The sequence below is a fragment of the Mycolicibacterium arabiense genome (assembly GCF_010731815.2).
GTDB classification, from domain to species: Bacteria; Actinomycetota; Actinomycetes; order Mycobacteriales; family Mycobacteriaceae; genus Mycobacterium; species Mycobacterium arabiense.
In genome coordinates, this window is record NZ_AP022593.1 from 4,988,443 (window position 1) to 5,007,970 (window position 19,528).

Genomic DNA, 19,528 nt, shown 5'->3' on the forward strand with positions numbered 1-19,528 from the left:
CGCGCTTCACCTTATTGTCTAGGGCGTGTCCGGAACATCCGATAACGAGGCGACCGGATCGTCGCGGCGCGAACGGCCGGCCCCTCCACTGCCCGAACCGCTGGCCCCGCTGGTCGATGCGCACACCCACCTCGACGCCTGCGGGGCCCGGGACGCCGACGACGTGCGCGCGATCCTCGACCGTGCCGCCTCGGTCGGTGTCGAGGCCGTCGTGACCATCGCCGACGACCTGGAGTCGGCCCGCTGGGTCGTCGCTGCCGCCGAGTGGGACGAGCGGGTGTACGCCGCCGTCGCGCTGCATCCCACCCGTGCGAACGCGCTCGACGACGGGGCGCGGGCAGAGATCGAGCGGTTGGCCGCCCACCCCCGGGCCGTAGCGATCGGGGAGACCGGCATGGACATGTTCTGGCCTGGCCGCCTGGAGGGCTGTGCCGACCCCGCGGAGCAGCGCGACGCGTTCGCGTGGCACATCGACCTGGCCAAGCGGACCGGCAAGCCGCTGATGATCCACAACCGGGACGCCGACGCCGAGGTGCTCGACGTGCTGCGCGCCGAGGGTGCTCCCGACGCCGTGATCTTCCACTGCTTCTCCTCGGGTCCCGAGATGGCGCGGGTGTGCGTCGACGCCGGCTGGCTGCTGAGCCTGTCGGGCACGGTCAGCTTCAAGAACGCCGCCGCGCTGCGGGACGCCGCGCGGCTGATCCCGCCCGGGCAACTCCTCGTCGAGACCGACGCCCCGTTCCTCACCCCGCATCCGTACCGCGGTGCACCCAACGAGTCGTACTGTCTGCCCTACACGGTCCGGGCCTTGGCCGACGTGCTCGACCGCCCGGCGACCGAGCTGGCCCGCGAGACGTCGGACACAGCCGCGGGGGCCTACGGGCTGCGTCGGTGAGCCCAAGTTGCCCCTACCTGGGCATTTCGTTACCGTCCTGTGATGAAACCGCCGGTTTGAGTCCTGTCCACGCGCCGGCCATACCTCTTTGGGATTGACCTCTTGAACGTCTTGCACAGATTGCACGAGACCCGCTCGCCGATGTTGCGACTCTGCGTCGCCCTGCTGTTGGCCGCGCTGGCCTTTGCCGGTGGCTCGGCCGTCGCCTCGCACAAGACTGTGCAACTCACGGTCGACGGTTCGACGATGACGGTCTCGACCATGAAGACGCGGGTGATCGACGTGGTCGAGGAGAACGGGTTCGAGGTCGGTGACCGCGACGATCTGTTCCCGGCAGCCGACGAGGACGTGCATCAGTCGGACACCATCGTGCTGAGTCGGAGCAGGCCGCTGCAGATCTCGATGGACGGCCGCGACAGCCGTGAGGTGTGGACCACCGCGTCGACGGTCCAGGGCGCGCTGGCCCAGCTCGCCATGACCGACACCGCGCCTGCAGCGGCGTCGCGCGCCACCCGCGTGCCGCTAAAGGGCATGTCACTGCCCGTCGTGACGCCGCGGACGGTTCAGCTCGACGACGCGGGCGTGGTCCGCACGGTGCGTCTGGCGGCTGCCAACGTGGCCGGTCTGCTCGAGGCCGCAGGCGTTCCGCTGCAGCAGAGCGATGCGGTGACTCCCGCTGCGTCGTCACCGGTCACGGACGGAATGCAGATCCGCGTGACCCGGGTGCGGACCGAGAAGGTGACCCAGCGGATGCCGCTGAAGCCTGCCAGCCACACCATCCCGGACGTCACGATGAACATGAGCCGCCAGGTCGTGGAGGACCCAGGGACACCCGGCACGCAAGACGTCACGTTTGCCATCGCCACGACGAACGGGGTCGAAACGGGCAGGTTGCCAGTAGCCAATGTCGTAGTCGAACCGGCCCGCGACGCCGTCCTGCGGGTGGGTGCCAAGCCCGGTACCGAGGTGCCGCCGGTGTCGATGGGCGCAACCTGGGACTCGCTTTCCCAGTGTGAAGCCGGAGGTAATTGGGCGATCAACACCGGCAACGGATTTTACGGTGGCGTCCAATTTGACCAAAACACATGGGAACGCAACGGTGGTCTGAGGTATGCTCAGCGAGCCGATCTGGCAACGAGGGAAGAACAGATCGCGATTGCTGAGGTAACACGGGCGCGCCAAGGATGGGGTGCCTGGCCTACGTGTAGTGGAAGGTTGGGAGTGCGCTGACCATCAGGCTCCTCGGTCGCACCGAGATACGACACTTGGCGAAGGAACTGGACTTCCGGCCGCGGAAATCGCTTGGTCAGAACTTCGTCCACGATGCGAACACCGTTCGCAGGATCGCTACTGCCTCCGGGGTCAACCGGCACGATCACGTGCTCGAGGTCGGCCCGGGTCTGGGATCGCTGACCCTTGCCCTGCTCGATCGCGGCTCGCGGGTCACCGCCGTCGAGATCGATCCGGTGTTGTGCGAGCGCCTGCCCAAGACCGTTGGGGAGCATTCGCACAGCGAGGCGGGTCGGCTCAACGTGCTGCACCACGACATCCTGACGCTGACCCAGGCCGACATCGAGGCGATGCCCGACTTCCGGGATCAGCCCACTGCGGTGGTGGCCAATCTGCCCTACAACGTGGCGGTTCCGGCGATCCTGCACCTGCTCGCGGAGTTCCCGACCATCCGCACCGTGATGGTGATGGTGCAGGCCGAGGTCGCCGAGCGGCTCGCCGCCGAACCAGGCGGCAAGGACTACGGCGTGCCAAGTGCGAAGGTCCGCTTCTACGGCAACGTCCGCCGCTACGGCATGGTGTCGCCGACGGTGTTCTGGCCGATCCCGCGGGTCTACTCGGGGCTGGTGCGCATCGACCGCTACGAGACGCCTGCGGACAGTGCCCCGCCGTGGCCCACCGACGCGGAGTTCCGCGACGAGGTCTTCAAGCTCATCGACATCGCGTTCGCCCAACGTCGCAAGACCTCCCGCAACGCCTTCGCCGAGTGGGCGGGCTCGGGCAACGAGTCGGCCGAGCGGCTGCTGTCGGCGAGCATCGATCCGGCTCGTCGCGGCGAGACGCTCGCGATCGCCGACTTCGTGCGGCTGCTGCAGCGCTCGGGGTGGCAACCCAAGGCGAAGCGGCAGGACGACGCGGACGCGGTCCGCACCACCGACTCGAGCTAGTCGGACTCCTTCGGCTCCGCGGGGTGCCGGTTGTCCTTGGCGATGAGTTCGGCTTGCAGCGGGGTCTCCGCGACCACCGGGTAGTTGCCGGTGTACCCGACGCGTTCCTGGGCGACGCTGAGCACTCTGCCGCGCACCGCGTACCACCCGCCGACGAGCGCAGGAACGATGACGAGCAGCGCGATCGCGTTCCAGTAGTTCTCGATGCACATCAGCAGCGTCACCCCGCCAAGGAAGGCCAACGTCGCGTAGCTCGTGTACGGCGTGCCGAACAGCCGGAACGACGGGCGCTCCAAGATGCCCTTCTTCGACCAGCGGTACATCTGGATCTGGCAGATGACGATCGTCGCCCAGGAGGCGATGATGCCGAGTGCCGAGAGGTCCAACGCGATGTTGAAGGCCTCGGCCGGGACGACCAGGTTGAGGAAGACGCCGACCACCGTGAAGCAGGCCGTCAACGCGATGCCTGCCCACGGCACGCCCCGCTTGGACATCTTGGACGTGAACTGCGGGGCGCTGCCGTTCATCGACATCGAGCGCAGGATGCGGCCGGTCGAGTAGAGGCCGGCGTTGAGGCTCGACAGTGCCGCGGTCAGCACGACGAAGTTCATGATGTCGCCGGCAGCGGGGACGCCGATCTTCGAGAAGAAGGTGACGAACGGGCTCGTGCCCTGCACGTAGGCGGTGTAGGGCAGCAGCAATGCCAGCAGGACCAGTGAACCCACGTAGAACACGGCGATGCGGAAGATCACCGAGTTGATGGCCTTGGGCATCACCTTGGCAGGGTTCTCCGTCTCGCCGGCCGCGGTGCCCACCAATTCGACTGCGGCATAGGCAAAGATCACGCCCGAGGTGATGACGACGAGCGCCAGCACGCCGTTGGGCAGGATGCCGCCGTTGTCGGCGATCACCGACGGGCCGGTCGCCGCACCCTCGACCGTGAAGCGTCCGGCCAGGAAGATGATCCCGACGATCAGGAACGTGACCAGCGCGACGACCTTGATCAGCGCCGCCCAGAACTCCATCTCGCCGAACCACTTGACCGATATCATGTTGACGGCCAGCACGATGACGAGCGCGATCAGGGCGATCGTCCACTGCGGTATCGCCTCGAAGGCGCCCCAGTAGTGCATGTAGAGCGCGATCGCCGTCACGTCGACGATCGAGGTGCACGCCCAGTTGAAGAAGTACATCCAGCCCGCGACGTAAGCCGCCTTCTCGCCGAGGAATTCGCGCGCGTACGACACGAACGATCCCGAAGAGGGCCGGTGCAGCACCAGTTCGCCGAGGGCACGCAGGATGAAGAAGACGAAGACCCCGCAGATCGCGTACACGATGAACAGGCCGGGTCCGGCGCTGGCGAGCCGCCCGCCCGCGCCCATGAACAGGCCCGTTCCGATCGCGCCGCCGATCGCGATCATCTGCAATTGCCTTGGCTTGAGGCCCTTTTCGTAGCCCTCTTCTTCGTGTGCGAGTGCAGAGTTGTCGTACTCGGTGGGTGCAGCCATTGAGCAAACGCTAGACCGGTGCGAGCGGCCCGCAACCCGTGCACGGTAAACCTTGGATTACGCCATGTTTCGTGCGGTCGGGGGTCTCACGGGGTCAAGGCGCGGGCGACCAGCCGGACGAACTCCGAGCAGGTGGCGTAGCGGTGGTCGGGATCCTTGGCCATGGCCTTGGCCAGGATGGAGTCGAACGCATGGCTCACCCACGCCAGCCGGCGGGAATAGCGCGGTACGGGCTGGCTCAGGTGTGCGTCGATCAGTCCCATCGCCGTCGATGCGACGAACGGTGGTGTGCCGATCAGCAGTTCGACTGCCGTGCAGGCCAACGCGTACTCGTCCGACGCTGCCGACGCCGTCCTACCGTGCAGGATCTCCGGCGCGGTGTAGGGCAGTGACGCGTCGATGCGGGTGGCCGGCCGCGGCGCCCGTTCGGTGAGCGAGCGGGCGACGCCGAAGTCGACGAGCACGGCGCCACGCACTGAGAAGTCGCTGTGCACCAGGATGTTCGACGGTTTCACGTCGCAGTGCACTATGCCGAGACGGTGGGCGTGGTCGAGTGCTTCGGCGACGTCGGCCAGCGCGGTCAGGAAGGCGGGCAGGGTGCCGAGGGTGCTCACCGTGCCGCCGTCGACGAGTTCCATGGCGAGCCAACCGTCCCCGCATTCGTCGACGACGACGACGTGGGGGTGAGCGGCTCGTCTGGCGAACTCGAATTCGCGGTGCAGCCGCTCGAGGTCGGACGGAGCGCGGTGCCGTTCGTCGAGCACTTTCAGCGCCAGCGCAGGACCGGGTCGCGAGATGCGCTGTGCGCGATACACCGTCGCCGACCCGCCACGACCGACCAGGCCTTCGATGGCGAAGTCGTCGAACCGAGTGACGGGTTCGGGCACGGCTTCACCCTACGGTTCGACCGGGCGGTCGTCGCGGGACGAGGCGTGCAGTGATCCTTGACACAGTTCGCGAGCAAACACTAGCGTTGGCGCCTGCGGGCTGTTCGGCAGCCGGCGCGAGCGGCGGGATCGTACGAGGGGTATCTCACCACTTGGTACCTGCCGTCGACGCCGCGGCGATAGTCTGTGGCGTGCCCGCTTCCGACGGAAACGCCGCCTCCGACTGGGTTCCGTCGGGTTCGGTGACGGTCCGCGTCCCGGGCAAGGTCAACCTCTATCTCGGCGTCGGTGACCTGCGAGACGACGGCTATCACGAACTGACCACCGTCTTCCACGCCGTGTCGCTGTTCGACGACGTCACCGTGCGCAACGCCGACGTCCTGTCGGTGGCGATCACCGGCGAGGGTGCCCGCTCCCTGCCGACCGACGACCGCAACCTCGCGTGGCGGGCCGCCGAACTCCTCGCCGAGCACGTCGGACGCGCGCCCGAGGTGGCCATCTCGATCGCCAAGTCGATCCCCGTGGCCGGCGGCATGGCGGGCGGCAGCGCCGACGCCGCCGCGGTGCTGGTGGCGATGAACGCGCTGTGGGAACTCGGCGTGCCGCGCCGCGACCTGCACGGGCTGGCAGCCCAACTGGGTAGCGACGTGCCGTTCAGCTTGCACGGCGGCACCGCGCTCGGCACGGGCCGCGGCGAGCAGCTCGCGACGGTGCTCGCGCGCACCACGTTCCACTGGGTGCTGGCATTCGCCGACGGCGGCCTGTCGACGCCCAAGGTGTTCGGCGAGCTGGACCGGCTGCGTGCCGACCGCACAGGCGGCCCGCCCCGGCTCGAGGACCCCGAGCCATTGCTGGCCGCGCTGGCGTCCGGGGACGCCCAGCAATTGGCTCCGCTGCTGGGCAACGATCTGCAGGCGGCCGCGGTCGGGCTCGACGGGCGGCTGCGCCGCACGCTCGACGCCGGTGTCGACGCCGGTGCCCTCGCCGGGCTCGTGTCGGGGTCCGGGCCGACGTGCGCGTTCCTCTGCTCGTCGGCGTCCTCGGCCGTCGACGTCGGAGCGGTGTTGGCGGGGGAGGGCGTGTGCCGCACCGTGCGGGCCGCCAGCGGGCCGGTGCACGGCGCCCGGGTGATCTCGGAACCCGCCGGCGGGTAAGCGCGTCGGACTGTGACCCAGGCCTCACTTTGGTCATGGGTTTGTTAGTTACTTAAGGGTCTCTTAAGATGAGCGACGGTGAAAGCTAGCGGTCACGCGGCCTACGCGACGACGCATCCCGCGGGGACTCCCGGCGGGGTCGTCTTGCCCGCCCTGGCCAAGCCGTCGGACGCTTTACCGTTTCTTTTCCAAGCCGCTCCCGAATCGTGTGTGCGCGCCTCCTCGGCGGCGGCTATCAGCAGGTGGAGCATTGATTACCGGGCACAGGCGCCTGAACTCAGGAGGTCGTGGTGAGTAGATTTACCGAGAAGATGTACCGCAATGCTCACGAGAGCACGCGGGGCATGGTGACCGGCGAACCCCACGAGCCCGTGCGGCACACCTGGCTCGAGGTGCACGAGCGCGCCCGCCGCATCGCAGGCGGTCTGGCAGCGGCCGGCGTCGGCCACGGTGACGCCGTCGGCGTACTGGCCGGCTTCCCGGTCGAGATCGCTCCCACCGCCCAGGGCGTGTGGATGCGCGGCGCGAGCCTGACGATGCTGCACCAGCCGACGCCGCGGACCGACCTCGTGGTGTGGGCCGAGGACACGATGAACGTGATCGGCATGATCGAGGCGACCGCGGTGATCGTCTCGGAGCCCTTCCTCGTCGCGATCCCCGTGCTCGAGGAGAAGGGCATCAAGGTCCTCAAGGTGACCGACCTGCTCGAGGCCGAGCCGATCGATCCCGTCGAGGCCAGCGAGGACGACCTCGCGCTGATGCAGCTGACGTCCGGATCCACCGGATCGCCGAAGGCCGTGCAGATCACCCACCGCAACATCCACTCCAACGCCGAGGCGATGTTCGTCGGCGCGCAGTACGACGTCGACAAGGACGTCATGGTCAGCTGGCTGCCCTGCTTCCACGACATGGGCATGGTCGGCTTCCTCACCATCCCGATGTACTTCGGCGCGGAGCTGGTCAAGGTCACGCCGATGGACTTCCTGCGCGACACCCTGCTGTGGGCCAAGCTCATCGACAAGTACAAGGGCACCATGACCGCGGCGCCGAACTTCGCGTACGCGCTGTTCGCCAAGCGGCTGCGCAAGCAGGCCGAGCCGGGTCAGTTCGACCTGTCGACGCTGCGGTTCGCGCTGTCCGGCGCCGAGCCCGTCGAGCCCGCCGACGTCGAGGACCTGCTGGACGCCGGCAAGCCGTTCGGCCTCGATCCCAAGGCGATCCTGCCTGCGTACGGCATGGCGGAGACGACGCTGGCGGTGTCGTTCTCCGAGTGCGGCGCGGGCCTGGTGGTCGACGAGGTCGACGCCGACCTGCTGGCCGCGCTGCGTCGCGCCGTGCCGTCGACGAAGGGCAACACCCGTCGGCTGGCCTCGCTGGGCCCGCTGCTGCAGGACCTCGAGGCGCGCGTCGTCGACGAGAACGGTGAGGTGATGCCCGCTCGCGGCGTCGGCGTCATCGAACTGCGCGGCGAATCGCTGACCCCCGGCTACATCACCATGGGCGGGTTCCTGCCGTCGCAGGATGCCCACGGCTGGTACGACACCGGTGACCTCGGCTACCAGATGGAGAACGGCCACATCGTGGTCTGCGGCCGCGTGAAGGACGTCATCATCATGGCGGGCCGCAACATCTACCCGACCGACATCGAGCGTGCTGCAGGCCGCGTCAAGGGCGTGCGTCCCGGCTGCGCCGTCGCCGTGCGACTCGACGCGGGCCACTCGCGCGAGACGTTTGCCGTCGCCGTCGAGTCCAACGCCTGGCAGGACCCGGCAGAGGTGCGGCGCATCGAGCACGACGTCGCGCACGAGGTCGTCACCGAGGTCGACGTCCGGCCGCGCAACGTGGTCGTCCTCGGCCCGGGCACCATCCCGAAGACGCCGTCGGGCAAGCTGCGCCGCGCCAACTCGGTCTCGCTGGTCACCTAGTCTCGCTGGTTACCTAATTCCGCGAGCGTGCGTGTCTGCGGGCGACACGCCGGTCTGAAACCCGAGTTCGCGCACGCTCGTCACGAATGGGGGGATTCGTGGATCGACCCGGTCTGGTACTCGGCCAATTGACGTTCTACCTGCTGCTCATCGGCGGCATCGTCTGGCTCATCGTGCACCTCGTCCGCCGGTCGAAGGCCGGTGGCAGCAGCGGTTCGTCGCAGGCCCGCTGGCAGCACGCCGTCAACGTGTGCACCGCCGATCCCCGCTATCGACTGGGCCAGGTGGCGGCGGTCAACCAGGTCTACCCGCAACGCGGGACGGCGGCCTGGGTGACCTGGTACGGAACGGGCCAGCCACAGAACACCTGGTTCGAGAACGTCTATCCGCCCGTCGGAGGCTGGGTGATCGTCACCGGCGGCATCGGACCCGACCGCACGACCTTCGTCGTCGACCAGGTGCACGACGTCATCGCTTGACCACGCTCGTCACAGCCTGATGTGCCGCACGCCCACCGCAATTCGCCGCAGTTGGTACCGCGCGGCAGGCAAACGGGGCCGTCGCAGCGGAAGTCCGGCACGCTCGGCGACGTCCTCGACCACCTCGTCGACGGTTCGCTCGTCGGTCGGAACGTGCACGGCGAACCGCTCGGTGGCCAGCGCTGGCACGCACCGGGGGATCTGGTCCATGGCCCACGTCTCGGGACGCCCGACCGCGCGGCCCAGCCAGTGCGCAGAACGGGTCCGGAGCCGCCGACGCAGCGTGTCCGGGGACGCCTGCAACGCGAAGTGCCGCACGTCGACACCCGCGCCGGCCAACCCGCCCATCACCTCGTCGAAGTAGGCGGCCTCGACGAGGGTCATCGGCACGATCACCGGACCCGGCCCGCTGGCGGCGACGGCGTCGACCAGGGTCTCGACCACCGCGGAGCGCCACTGCGGGCGGTCCTGGAAGTCGCCGCGCGCGTCGGGCGGCAGCATCTTCTGGATCGCGAACCCGATCAACTCCGGGTCGGCGACGTGCGAGCCGGGCAGTCGGCGGTGCAGCTCGAAGGCGGTCTGAGTCTTGCCCGCGCCGAATGCCCCGTTGATCCACAGCAGCACCTCGCCGACTCTAGGCGGTGGCCACGAAATGCAATGGAGTCACGTCGGGGGGCCTCGCTACGGTTGGTCCATGACGTCCCCGGCCATCGAGGCGATCGACCTCGTCAAGAAGTTCGGCGGCGCCGACGGCCAGATACCGGCGGTCGACGGCGTCAGCTTCTCGGTGCCCGCAGGGTCGGTGCTCGGACTGCTGGGGCCGAACGGTGCGGGCAAGACCACCACCGTGCGGATGATGACGACGCTCTCGCTGCCCACCAGCGGCACTGCACGGGTGGCGGGGTACGACGTGCGCGAGCAACCCGACATGGTGCGGCGCAACATGGGGCTGACCGGTCAGGCCGCGACGGTCGACGAGTTGCTCACCGGGCGCGAGAACATCCGCATGATCGGCGGGCTGTACGGCATCGGAAAGCGTGATCTGGCCAGGATCGGCGACGAACTGCTGGAACAGTTCTCCATCGCCGATGCCGCCGACCGGCCCGTCAAGTCGTACTCGGGCGGCATGCGCCGGCGGCTCGACCTCGCCGTCAGCCTCATCGCGTCACCGCCGGTGCTGTTCCTAGACGAGCCCACCACCGGGCTCGATCCGCGCAGCCGCAACGACCTGTGGGACGTGCTGCGCGGGCTGGTGGCCGAGGGCACGACGCTGCTACTGACGACGCAGTACCTGGAGGAGGCCGACCAGCTCGCCGACGACATCGTCGTGATCGACCGTGGCCGGATCATCGCCAAGGGCACGCCGTTGCAGCTCAAGCAGCAGGCGGGCAACGCCAGCCTCGTCGTGACCGTCTCCCACGCCGACGACCTGCCCGCCGCACGGGAGCTGCTGGCCCGCACCGGCGCGGAGGTGCACGAGGACACCGGTGCGCGCCAGCTGACCGCCTCCGCCGACGGCATCGCCGACCTGACGACCGTCGCCGGCTGGCTGCAAGAACACGAGATCGACGTCGACGACATCGGCTTGTCGAGGCCGAGCCTCGACGACGTATTCCTGTCCCTGACCGGCCACCGCGCCGACGACGAGGAGTCCGCATGACCGCCGTCCAGCCACGGCCAGCCGTGACCGCGCAGCGGCCGGAGATCCGGCCGACCAACATCGTTCAACAGTCGTGGATCATGGTCAAGCGCAACATGATTCACACCAAGCGCATGCCGGAGATGCTGAGCGACGTCACCGTGCAGCCAATCATGTTCGTGTTGCTGTTCGCGTTCGTCTTCGGCGCGTCGATCGCGACCAGGGGTGGGGCGTCCTACCGGGAGTTCCTGCTGCCCGGCATCCAGGCACAGACCATCGTGTTCACCGCGTTCGTCGTGTCGTCGGGCATCACCGCCGACGTGGAGAAGGGCATCATCGACCGGTTCCGCTCCCTGCCGATCCGGCGCTCTGCGGTGCTGATCGGCCGCAGCGTGGCGAGCCTGCTGCACTCGTCGATCGGCGTGGTGGTGATGGCGGTGACCGGGCTGTGCATCGGATGGCGGATCCGGGGCAGCGTCGGTGAAGCCGTGCTCGCGTTCGCGCTGATCCTGGTGTTCGGCTTCGGGATGATCTGGTTCGGCATCCTGGTCGGCTCGTTGATGCGTTCGGTCGAGGCCGTCAACGGCGTGATGTTCACCGTCCTGTTCCCGATCACGTTCCTGGCCAACACGTTCGCGCCGACGGAACCCATGCCGCGCTGGCTGCGGGTGGTCGCGGAGTGGAACCCGGTGTCGTCGCTGGCGCAGGCGATGCGCGAGTTGTGGGGCAACGGTCCCCCCGCGCCGCCGGACGCCCAGCTGCCGCTGCACCACCCCGTGCTGGCGACCATCCTGTGGTCGCTGGCCATCACCGCGGTGATCGCGCCGTTCGCACTGCGCGCCTACGCGCGGCGCACCTCGGATTGACGTTGACGTTATCTGAGTTCATCTGGCTATGCTCAGCTGCATGGCCTCGGACGTATCGCCCCGCATCGCCGATCACCCCACCGTGCGGAAGATGCGCGGCCGCACGCTCAAGCCGCCCGCGGTGATCGACGCCGACTGGTTGCGCCAGGTGTGCCTCGACGCCGGCGCCGACGACGCGGCGTTCGCCACCATCGACGATCCCGCGCTGGAGTCCGAACGCGAGCACGCCGACGCAGCATTGCCGGGGGCGCGCAGCTTCATCTCGCTGGTGGTCAAGATGAACCGGGACAACGTGCGGTCGGTAGCCAGGAGCGTCGCCAACCAGGAGTTCCACCGCAGCGGGGAGATCATCAACGAAGCGGCGCACCGCATCACGCGCGTGCTGCAGGACGCGGGCTACCGGTCGCTGAACCCGTCGGCCACGTTCCCGATGGAGATGGACCGCTTCCCGGGCCGCATCTGGGTGGTCGCGCACAAACCCGTCGCGGTCGCCGCCGGGCTCGGCGTGATGGGCATCCACCGCAACGTCATCCACCCGAAGTTCGGCAACTTCGTCCTGCTCGCCACGATCATCGTGGACGCGCCGATCTCCGAATACGGTCAGCCGCTGGACTACTCGCCGTGCCTGGAGTGCAAGCTGTGCGTGGCGGCGTGCCCGGTCGGAGCGATCAAGAAGGACGGCGCCTTCGACTTCTTCGCGTGCTCGACGCACAACTACCGCGAGTTCATGGGCGGCTTCACCGACTGGGTGGAGACCGTCGCCGACAGCGAGGACGGGGCCGACTACCGTTCGCGGGTCACCGATTCCGAGAGCGCGTCGATGTGGCAGAGCCTGTCGTTCAAGGCGAACTACAAGGCCGCCTACTGCCTCGCGGTCTGCCCGGCGGGCGAGGAGGTCATCGGGCCCTACCTCGACGACCGCAAGTCCTTCATGGACACCGTGCTCAAGCCGCTGCAGGAGAAGCGCGAAACGCTGTACGTGCTGGCCGATTCCGAGGCCAAGGCATTCGCGGAGCGGCGCTACCCGCACAAGCCGACGAAGGTCATCGGCAGCGGGATCGGCGGCCGGGGCTGAGCGCGAGCGTGCGTGAACTCCGCCTGCGCGACGGCGTGTCGCCCGCAGACACGCACGCTCGCCGGAGAGGCCGCTAGCCCCAGGCGTGTACGACGTTCTGCGCGGGTTCCAGGCCGTCGCGGATCAGGAGTTCGGTGGCGTCGGCGGCCTGCTCGCAGAGCAGTCCGACCTCCGGCAGCTCCCTGGACGCGAAGTTCTCCAGCACGAACGATGCGCCCGACTGCCGCCCGGGCGGCCGGCCGATGCCGAGCCGCACCCGGGCGAAGTCGTTGGTGCCCAATGCCGAACCGACCGAACGCAAGCCGTTGTGCCCGGCGACCCCGCCACCGAACTTCAGCCGGATGCGGCCGAAGTCGATGTCGAGTTCGTCGTGCAGCACGACGACGTCGGCAGGCGCCACGGAGTAGAACTTCGCCAGGGGGCCGACGTGGCGCCCCGACTCGTTCATGTAGGTGCGCGGCTTGGCCAGCACCACCGACCGGCCGCCGAGGCGGCCGGTGACCACCTCGGCGCCGGACTTCTTGTGGACCTTGAAGCCCGAGCCGATCCGGTCGGCGAGCACGTCGGCGACCAGGAAGCCCAGGTTGTGCCGGGTGGTGGCGTACTGCGGGCCTGGATTGCCCAGGCCGACCACCAGCAGCGGCTCGGCCACGAGCTGTCCGCCCTACCCGATCAGGAGTCGGAGTCGGACTCGGAATCCGACGATGCCTCGCCGTCCTCGTCGCCCTCGCCCTCGGACTCGGCGGCCTCTTCGGCCTGCTCCTCGAGCGACGGGCCACCACCCTCGGCTTCGAGTTCTTCTTCGGTCGGCGCGACGATGACGTTGACGACCAGCAGTTCGGGATCCGAAATCAGCGTGACGCCGTCGGGCAGCTCGATCTGGCCGGCGGTGATCTGCGTGCCGGCAGGGGTGCCCTCGATCGACAGCGTCAGCTGCTCCGGGATCGACATCGCGTCGGACTCGATCTCGATGCTGTTGGTCTCCTGGGTGACCAGGGTGCCGGGCGCGGCGTCGCCCTCGACGACGACGTTGACCTCGACGGTCACCTTCTCGCCGCGGCGCACCACGATGAGGTCGACGTGCTGGATGTTGCGACGGATCGGGTGGATCTCGATCTGCTTGGGCAGCGCGAGTGCCTCGGTGCCCTCGACGTCGAGCGTCAGCACCGCGTTGGTGCCGAAGTTACGAAGCACGGCCGCCAGCTCACGTGCGGGCAGTTCGAGGTGCTGCGGGTCGGTGCCGTGGCCGTACAGCACGGCGGGCACCTTGCCCTCGCGGCGAGCGCGACGCGACGCGCCCTTGCCGGTCTCGGTGCGGACCTTGACGGTCAGGTTGTTCGGAAGGTGGGCCTTGGTCTTGGCCATGTGTCTGCTCCTATGCCGGGGTGTGGGCGCGGCAAGGGCGACTCGGCGCAGCAGAGCTGCGGCTCGTGTTCCGTCGATAACGGTGGCTTCGCCAAGAATCCGGGGCCACCCTCGCCGTGATCGTCGCCAAGGTTAGCGCAATCGGGCCCGTACGACGAAATCGAGCGACGACGTCAGAGCTTGGCTGCGTACGCGAAGTCGGTGCCCGTGAGCTGCGCCGACAGGTCCCACAGCGCGGCGGCGGTCTTCGCGTTGCGCGCCAGTGGGCTGCGTCCCACCAGCTGGGTGGCGCCCCGCATCGCGTAGCGCGGCCCGACGAATGAATCGCCCGGGATGTCTTGGGACACCGCGTAGAGCGACTGCCTGGCGCCGAAGTCGGCGTCGGTTGCGACCGCGTTCGCCGCGCGCCATAACTTGCTGCCCACGGCGTTGCCGGTGTTGCCCTGCAGGTTGGTGGCCGAGTAACCCGGGTGCACCGCGATCGCGCGCACGGGCGAGCCGACCTGGGTCAGCCTGCGCTGTAACTCCTTGGTGAACAACAGGTTGGCCAGCTTGGACTGCCCGTACGCCGGCCACGCCAGGTACGGCCGCGACGTCCAGTTCAGGTCCTTGAGGCTGATCACGCCGATCAGGTGCATGATCGACGACACCGTGACGACGCGGTCGCTCACCTTGGGCAGCAGCAGGTTGGTCAGCGCGAAGTGGCCGAGGTGGTTGGTGCCGATCTGGCTCTCGAAGCCGTCGACGGTCTTGGCGTAGGGCACCGCCATGATGCCGGCGTTGTTCACCAGGACGTCGACCTTGGCGACGCCGTCGGCGAACGCGCGCACCGATGCGAGGTCCTGCAGGTCGAGGCGGCGCACCTCGGTGTCGCCGGGCATGGTCGCCGCGGCGGCCCGGCCCTTCTCCTCGTTGCGCACGGCCAGGATCACGGTGGCTCCAGCCCGGGCCAGTTCGCGAGCGGTCACCTCGCCGAGGCCGCTGTTGGCGCCGGTGACGATGACGGTGCGTCCAGCGAACGAGGGCAGGTCGGCAGCAGTCCAGTCGCTCATGACGACGACAGTAGCGGCCTGTGCACAGCGGGACGGAGGGCTATGCAGCCGCTACGTCGAAGCCCTTGATGATCTGCTCGACCTCGGGGCCCTCGGCCCGCGCCTGGTCCGCGAAGCTGGTCACGGTCAATTGCACCAGGTAGCGCTGGCCCGGCATGTTGGGCGCCGCGGGCCGTCCGGTCGCGATGACGACACGGTTGTAGCTCTGCATCCGGCGCCCGTTGAGGTCGTAGGTGCACTCGATCATCGACGACGGGAAGCCCTTGAAGTCGTCCTTGGAGCCGTTGAGCTTCTTGAAGTTCTCCGACAGCTCGGCATCGGCGTCGGCGTATTTGATCGCCTCCGCGACGTCGAAGTCGCCGGCCAATCGGAACACCAAGATCATCGCCGTCGGGTACGTGTCGCCCTTGGCGATCGTGCGGGTGCCCGGCGACAGGTTGGGGTTGGAGTAGGTGCGCCACCCGGCAGGGGCGGGCATCGTCACCTTGAGGTCGGCGATCTTGTCGGGTGCGACGGGCTGACCCGTGACGCCGGCGTTCTCGAGGTACTGCGCGAACGGGATCGGCGGTTCCTTGCTGGTAGAGGTCGTCGTCGTGGTGGTCGTCGTCCAGATCGACTTGTACTCGGGAGTCGACGGCCCGCACGCCGTGAGCGCGAGCGCGACCAGCGCAGCCGGGACCGCCCAGCGGGTGAAGCGGGCCGATCTCACAGGATCTCGCGCACCGCGTCGATCGGCCGGGCCAGCCGCGTTCCCTTCGACGTCGTGACGAAGGGTCGCTCGATGAGGATGGGATGTGCGGCCATTGCGTCGAGCAGTTCGTCGTCGGATGCGTCGGCCAGCCCCAGTTCGGCGTACAGCGACTCACGCTTGCGGACGGCGGTCCGGACGTCGATGCCCGCGTCGGCGATCATCGTCGCCAACTCGGCGCGGGTCGGCGGCGTCTTCAGGTACTGCACGACCGTGGGCTCGATGCCGTTCTCGCGCAACAACTCCAACGTCTTGCGCGACGTCGAGCACTTCGGATTGTGATAGATGGTGGAGGCGCCCCGGCGCCGACCTGCCGCGGTGGCACCGGCCATCTACGCCGACCCGTCGAAAAGGCTGGTGACGGAGCCGTTGTCGAAGACCGCGCGGATGGTGTTGGCCAGCAGCGGGGCGATCGACAGGACGGTCAGCGACGGGAAGCGCTTCTCCTCGCCGATGGGCAGGGTGTTGGTGACGATGACCTCGCGTGCGCCGCAGTCCGCGAGGCGCTGGGCCGCCGGATCCGACAGCACGCCGTGGGTGGCGGCGATGATCACGTCGGACGCGCCGTCCTGGCGCAGCAGGTTCACCGCTCCGGCGATGGTGCCGCCGGTGTCGATCATGTCGTCGGTCAGGATGCACGTCTTGCCGCGCACGTCGCCGACGACGCGGTTGGACACCACCTGGTTGGGCACCAGCGGGTCACGCGTCTTGTGGATGAACGCCAGGGGGACACCGCCGAGGGAGTCGGCCCACTTCTCCGCGACGCGCACGCGGCCGGAGTCGGGGGAGACGACCACCATGTCGTGGTCGGCGTAGTTCTCGGCGATGTAGCTGGTCAGCAGCTTCTGCGCCCGCATGTGGTCGACCGGGCCGTCGAAGAAGCCCTGGATCTGGTCGGTGTGCAGGTCGACGGTGAGGATCCGGTTCGCGCCCGCGGTCTTCAGCAGGTCGGCAACCAGCCGGGCCGAGATGGGTTCGCGGCCGCGGTGCTTCTTGTCCTGCCGGGCGTACGGGTAGAACGGCAGGATCGCGGTGATCCGCTTTGCGCTGCCGCGCTTGAGCGCGTCGATCATCAGCAGCTGTTCCATCAGCCACGTGTTGAGCGGCGCGGGATGGCTCTGCAGGACGAAGGCGTCGCTGCCGCGCACGGATTCGTCGAAGCGGACGAAGATCTCGCCGTTGGCGAAGTCCCGTGCCGTCTGCGCCGTCACGTGGACGTCGAGTTCCTTCGCCACCTGCTCGGCGAGCTCGGGATGAGCGCGGCCCGAGAAGAGCATCAAGCTTTTGCGGTTGTCGGTCCAGTCCGTAGCCACTTCAGAGCTGCCTTCGCGGTCGGCGGTCGATACGGGGCAATGGTACGGAGGTTCCCCGGGAGATCATGGCCGGGTTACCAGAAAGCCAACGGATGGCGTCGTCTCAGTCGTCGGTCCGGGCGCTGCCGCCGGCCTTGCGGGCGGCCTCGGCGGCGGCGCTGCCGGGGCGTTTGCGCTCCACCCAACCCTCGATGTTGCGTTGCGGGCCGGCTGAGACGGCGAGCGCTCCCGGCGGGACGTCGGTGCGGATCACGGTGCCCGCCCCGGTGTACGCACCGTCGCCGACGGTCACCGGCGCGACGAACATCGTGTCGGAGCCGGTGCGTACGTGCGAACCAATCGTGGTGCGGCGCTTGGTTTCTCCGTCGTAGTTCACGAACACGCTCGATGCGCCGATATTCGAGTGCTCGCCGATGTCGGCGTCGCCGACGTACGTCAGGTGCGGCACCTTCGTACACGCGCCGATGACGGCGTTCTTCGTCTCGACGAACGCGCCGAGCTTGCCGTCGGCCCTAAGGTCGGTGCCGGGCCGCAGATAGGTGAACGGGCCGACGACGGCGCCGGGGCCGATCGCCGAGGAGGTGCCGTGGGTGCGGATCACCGACGCGCCGTCGCCGACCGAGACGTCGGCCAGCGTCGTGTCGGGCCCGATCTCGCACCGCGCGCCGACGGCGGTGGTGCCGAGCAACTGGGTGCCCGGGCGCACCACGGTGTCCTGGCCGATCGTGACGTCGACGTCCACCCACGTCGTCGCGGGGTCGATCACCGTGACGCCCGCGCGCTGGTGGCGCGCGACGATGCGGCGGTTCAGCTCGGCCGCGAGATCGGCGAGCTGGACGCGGTCGTTGACGCCCGCGACCAGCGCGCTGTCGTCGAGGTGACGGGCGCGGACCACGTGGCCGCTCTGTCGCACGATCGAGATGGCGTCGGTGATGTACAGCTCGCCCTGGGCGTTGTCGCTGCGCAGCTGGCTCAACGCGGAGCGCAACGCGGCGATGTCGAAGGCGTAGACGCCGGCGTTGACCTCGCGGATCTCGCGTTGCTTCTCGGTGGCGTCGGCCTGCTCGACGATTCCGATGACCTCCCTGTCCTGCGTGCGCAGGATGCGGCCGTAACCGGTCGGGTCGGCGACGGTGGTGGTGAGCACGGTGGCGGCGGCCGATTCTGCACCGTGCGCGTCGATCAGGTCGGCGAGGGTGTCGGCGTCCAGCAGTGGGACGTCGCCCGCGGTGACGACCACGGTGCCGGTGAAGTCATCGGGCAGTGCGGTGAGACCGCACCCCACGGCGTGGCCGGTGCCGCGCTGCTCCTCCTGCACGGCGATCGTCACGTCGCGGCCCAGTTCCTCGGCCAGCGCGGTGACCGCCGCCGACACCGGCTCGCGGTCACTGCCCACCACCACGACGAGGTGCCGCGGCTCGACCGCGGCGATCGCGTGCAGGGCGTGGGAGATCATGCTGCGGCCCGCCAGGGTGTGCAGGACCTTGGGAGTGGTCGAGCGCATCCGAGTGCCCGCCCCGGCTGCCAGGACGATGACCGCGGCCTCGCCTCGTATCGTCATGTTGACCTTCTTTCCACGCGAGCGTGCGCAGAGTGTGGGATTTTGGCGGCGTGTCGGCCGCAGACGCGCACGCTCGGCGGGGGGCTTGCAGGGCTGATCGCTGCTCCGTCGCCAGGACTCGAACCTGAACTATCTGTACCAAAAACAGAGGTGCTGCCGATTACACTACGACGGACTGTCGGTGAGACTCTAGTCGACCACATAGGGTAATCGGCGTGGCAGCACCGGAGAAGGAACCCCGCGCACCCCGTGCCCGGATGACCGGTAGCGAGCGACGCCAGCAGCTCATCGAGATCGCGAAGTCGCTGTTCGCCGAACGTGGATACGACGGCACCTCGATCGAGGAGATCGCTCAGCGTGCGCACGTCTCCAAGCCCGTCGTCTACGAGCACTTCGGTGGCAAGGAAGGGCTTTACGCCGTCGTCGTCGACCGCGAGATGTCCGCTCTGCTGGACGGGATCACGTCGTCGCTGATTAACAACCGCTCCCGGGTGCGCCTCGAACGCGTCGCGTTGGCGCTACTCACCTACGTCGAGGAACGCACCGACGGGTTCCGCATCCTGATCCGCGACTCCCCGGCGGCCATCACGTCGGGCACCTACTCGACGCTGCTCAACGACGCGGTCAACCAGGTGTCGTCGATCCTGGCCGGCGACTTCTCCCGCCGCGGTCTCGACCCCGAGCTGGCGCCGCTGTACGCCCAGGCCCTCGTCGGGTCGGTGTCGATGACGGCGCAGTGGTGGCTCGACACCCGCGAACCGAAGAAGGAGGTCGTGGCCGCCCACCTGGTGAACCTCATGTGGAACGGTCTGACCCACCTCGAGCCCGACCCGATGCTGCACGAGCAGTAGCCCGACGCTCACCATGTGACGGCTGTGACGAAC

General features: G+C 68.5%; 20 protein-coding genes and 1 tRNA gene. 10 read left to right on the forward strand and 11 right to left on the reverse strand.

The window, feature by feature from the left end; genetic code table 11:
* Positions 1-25 precede the first annotated feature (25 nt).
* The 3 genes from G6N61_RS25725 (at position 26) to rsmA (ending at position 3,072) form a co-directional block, all read left to right on the forward strand.
* Positions 26-895 (forward strand): TatD family hydrolase, encoded by an 870-nt coding sequence (locus G6N61_RS25725; RefSeq protein ID WP_163922983.1) that lies wholly within the window; start codon positions 26-28, stop codon positions 893-895.
* A 102-nt stretch (positions 896-997) separates the two neighbouring features.
* Positions 998-2,125, forward strand: coding sequence for a resuscitation-promoting factor (locus G6N61_RS25730; protein WP_163922987.1), 1,128 nt, complete (start codon positions 998-1,000; stop codon positions 2,123-2,125).
* Entirely contained in the window at positions 2,122-3,072 is a 951-nt protein-coding gene (rsmA, locus tag G6N61_RS25735) for a 16S rRNA (adenine(1518)-N(6)/adenine(1519)-N(6))-dimethyltransferase RsmA (RefSeq protein WP_163925111.1), read from the forward strand. Before G6N61_RS25730 ends, rsmA begins: the two co-directional genes overlap by 4 nt.
* On the opposite strand, the gene G6N61_RS25740 is transcribed toward rsmA, so the two are convergent.
* Positions 3,069-4,580, reverse strand: a complete 1,512-nt coding sequence (locus tag G6N61_RS25740) for an amino acid permease (RefSeq protein ID WP_163922990.1) — start codon at positions 4,578-4,580, stop codon at positions 3,069-3,071. The genes rsmA and G6N61_RS25740 overlap by 4 nt on opposite strands.
* An 86-nt stretch (positions 4,581-4,666) precedes the next feature.
* Entirely contained in the window at positions 4,667-5,467 is an 801-nt protein-coding gene (locus G6N61_RS25745) for a serine/threonine-protein kinase (protein ID WP_163922992.1), read from the reverse strand.
* 191 nt (positions 5,468-5,658) lie between these two features.
* Here G6N61_RS25745 and G6N61_RS25750 point away from each other — a divergent pair, with 191 nt between their 5' ends.
* From G6N61_RS25750 to G6N61_RS25760, 3 genes are all read left to right on the forward strand, one after another.
* Complete coding sequence (locus tag G6N61_RS25750) at positions 5,659-6,621, forward strand: 4-(cytidine 5'-diphospho)-2-C-methyl-D-erythritol kinase (RefSeq protein WP_163922996.1); 963 nt, start codon at positions 5,659-5,661, stop codon at positions 6,619-6,621.
* Positions 6,622-6,911: 290 nt separating this feature from the next.
* Positions 6,912-8,546, forward strand: a complete 1,635-nt coding sequence (locus tag G6N61_RS25755) for a fatty acyl-AMP ligase (RefSeq protein ID WP_163922998.1) — start codon at positions 6,912-6,914, stop codon at positions 8,544-8,546.
* Positions 8,547-8,644: 98 nt separating this feature from the next.
* Positions 8,645-9,025, forward strand: a complete 381-nt coding sequence (locus G6N61_RS25760) for a hypothetical protein (RefSeq protein ID WP_163923001.1) — start codon at positions 8,645-8,647, stop codon at positions 9,023-9,025.
* Positions 9,026-9,034: 9 nt separating this feature from the next.
* On the opposite strand, the gene G6N61_RS25765 is transcribed toward G6N61_RS25760, so the two are convergent.
* The gene (locus tag G6N61_RS25765) at positions 9,035-9,649 is read right to left on the reverse strand and encodes an AAA family ATPase (RefSeq protein WP_163923004.1); all 615 of its coding nucleotides are present in this window, start codon (positions 9,647-9,649) and stop codon (positions 9,035-9,037) included.
* A 70-nt stretch (positions 9,650-9,719) separates the two neighbouring features.
* Here G6N61_RS25765 and G6N61_RS25770 point away from each other — a divergent pair, with 70 nt between their 5' ends.
* The 3 genes from G6N61_RS25770 to G6N61_RS25780 are packed head-to-tail and all read left to right on the forward strand — an operon-like array spanning position 9,720 to position 12,605.
* Positions 9,720-10,685 (forward strand): efflux ABC transporter ATPase subunit, DrrA-related, encoded by a 966-nt coding sequence (locus G6N61_RS25770; protein ID WP_163923007.1) that lies wholly within the window; start codon positions 9,720-9,722, stop codon positions 10,683-10,685.
* Positions 10,682-11,530, forward strand: a complete 849-nt coding sequence (locus G6N61_RS25775; RefSeq protein ID WP_163923011.1) for an ABC transporter permease — start codon at positions 10,682-10,684, stop codon at positions 11,528-11,530. Before G6N61_RS25770 ends, G6N61_RS25775 begins: the two co-directional genes overlap by 4 nt.
* A 40-nt stretch (positions 11,531-11,570) precedes the next feature.
* A complete protein-coding gene (locus G6N61_RS25780) occupies positions 11,571-12,605 on the forward strand; it encodes an epoxyqueuosine reductase (RefSeq protein ID WP_163923015.1) in 1,035 nt (344 codons plus the stop codon).
* A gap of 73 nt (positions 12,606-12,678) precedes the next feature.
* Here the strand turns inward: G6N61_RS25780 and pth are convergent, their stop codons facing one another.
* From pth to G6N61_RS25820, 8 genes are all read right to left on the reverse strand, one after another.
* On the reverse strand, positions 12,679-13,257 hold the full coding sequence (pth, locus tag G6N61_RS25785) for an aminoacyl-tRNA hydrolase (protein WP_163923018.1): 579 nt from the start codon (positions 13,255-13,257) through the stop codon (positions 12,679-12,681).
* 20 nt (positions 13,258-13,277) lie between these two features.
* Positions 13,278-13,970 (reverse strand): 50S ribosomal protein L25/general stress protein Ctc, encoded by a 693-nt coding sequence (locus G6N61_RS25790; RefSeq protein ID WP_163923021.1) that lies wholly within the window; start codon positions 13,968-13,970, stop codon positions 13,278-13,280.
* Positions 13,971-14,143: 173 nt separating this feature from the next.
* On the reverse strand, positions 14,144-15,022 hold the full coding sequence (locus G6N61_RS25795) for an oxidoreductase (protein WP_163923024.1): 879 nt from the start codon (positions 15,020-15,022) through the stop codon (positions 14,144-14,146).
* Between the two features lie 40 nt (positions 15,023-15,062).
* Positions 15,063-15,731 carry an LpqN/LpqT family lipoprotein gene (locus tag G6N61_RS25800; RefSeq protein WP_163923027.1) on the reverse strand — a complete coding sequence of 223 codons (669 nt, stop codon included), beginning with the start codon at positions 15,729-15,731 and terminating at the stop codon, positions 15,063-15,065.
* Positions 15,728-16,102, reverse strand: a complete 375-nt coding sequence (gene arsC, locus G6N61_RS25805) for an arsenate reductase (glutaredoxin) (RefSeq protein ID WP_163923030.1) — start codon at positions 16,100-16,102, stop codon at positions 15,728-15,730. The genes G6N61_RS25800 and arsC overlap by 4 nt, the downstream gene beginning before the upstream one ends.
* Positions 16,103-17,083, reverse strand: a complete 981-nt coding sequence (locus G6N61_RS25810) for a ribose-phosphate diphosphokinase (RefSeq protein ID WP_163923033.1) — start codon at positions 17,081-17,083, stop codon at positions 16,103-16,105.
* A 103-nt stretch (positions 17,084-17,186) separates the two neighbouring features.
* Positions 17,187-18,644, reverse strand: coding sequence for a bifunctional UDP-N-acetylglucosamine diphosphorylase/glucosamine-1-phosphate N-acetyltransferase GlmU (glmU, locus tag G6N61_RS25815; protein ID WP_163923036.1), 1,458 nt, complete (start codon positions 18,642-18,644; stop codon positions 17,187-17,189).
* A 103-nt stretch (positions 18,645-18,747) separates the two neighbouring features.
* A tRNA-Gln gene (locus G6N61_RS25820) sits at positions 18,748-18,819 on the reverse strand.
* An 82-nt stretch (positions 18,820-18,901) separates the two neighbouring features.
* Here G6N61_RS25820 and G6N61_RS25825 point away from each other — a divergent pair.
* Positions 18,902-19,495: a TetR/AcrR family transcriptional regulator gene (locus tag G6N61_RS25825; RefSeq protein WP_163925112.1), complete on the forward strand. Its 594-nt coding sequence runs from the start codon at positions 18,902-18,904 to the stop codon at positions 19,493-19,495.
* The last annotated feature ends 33 nt before the right edge of the window (positions 19,496-19,528 follow it).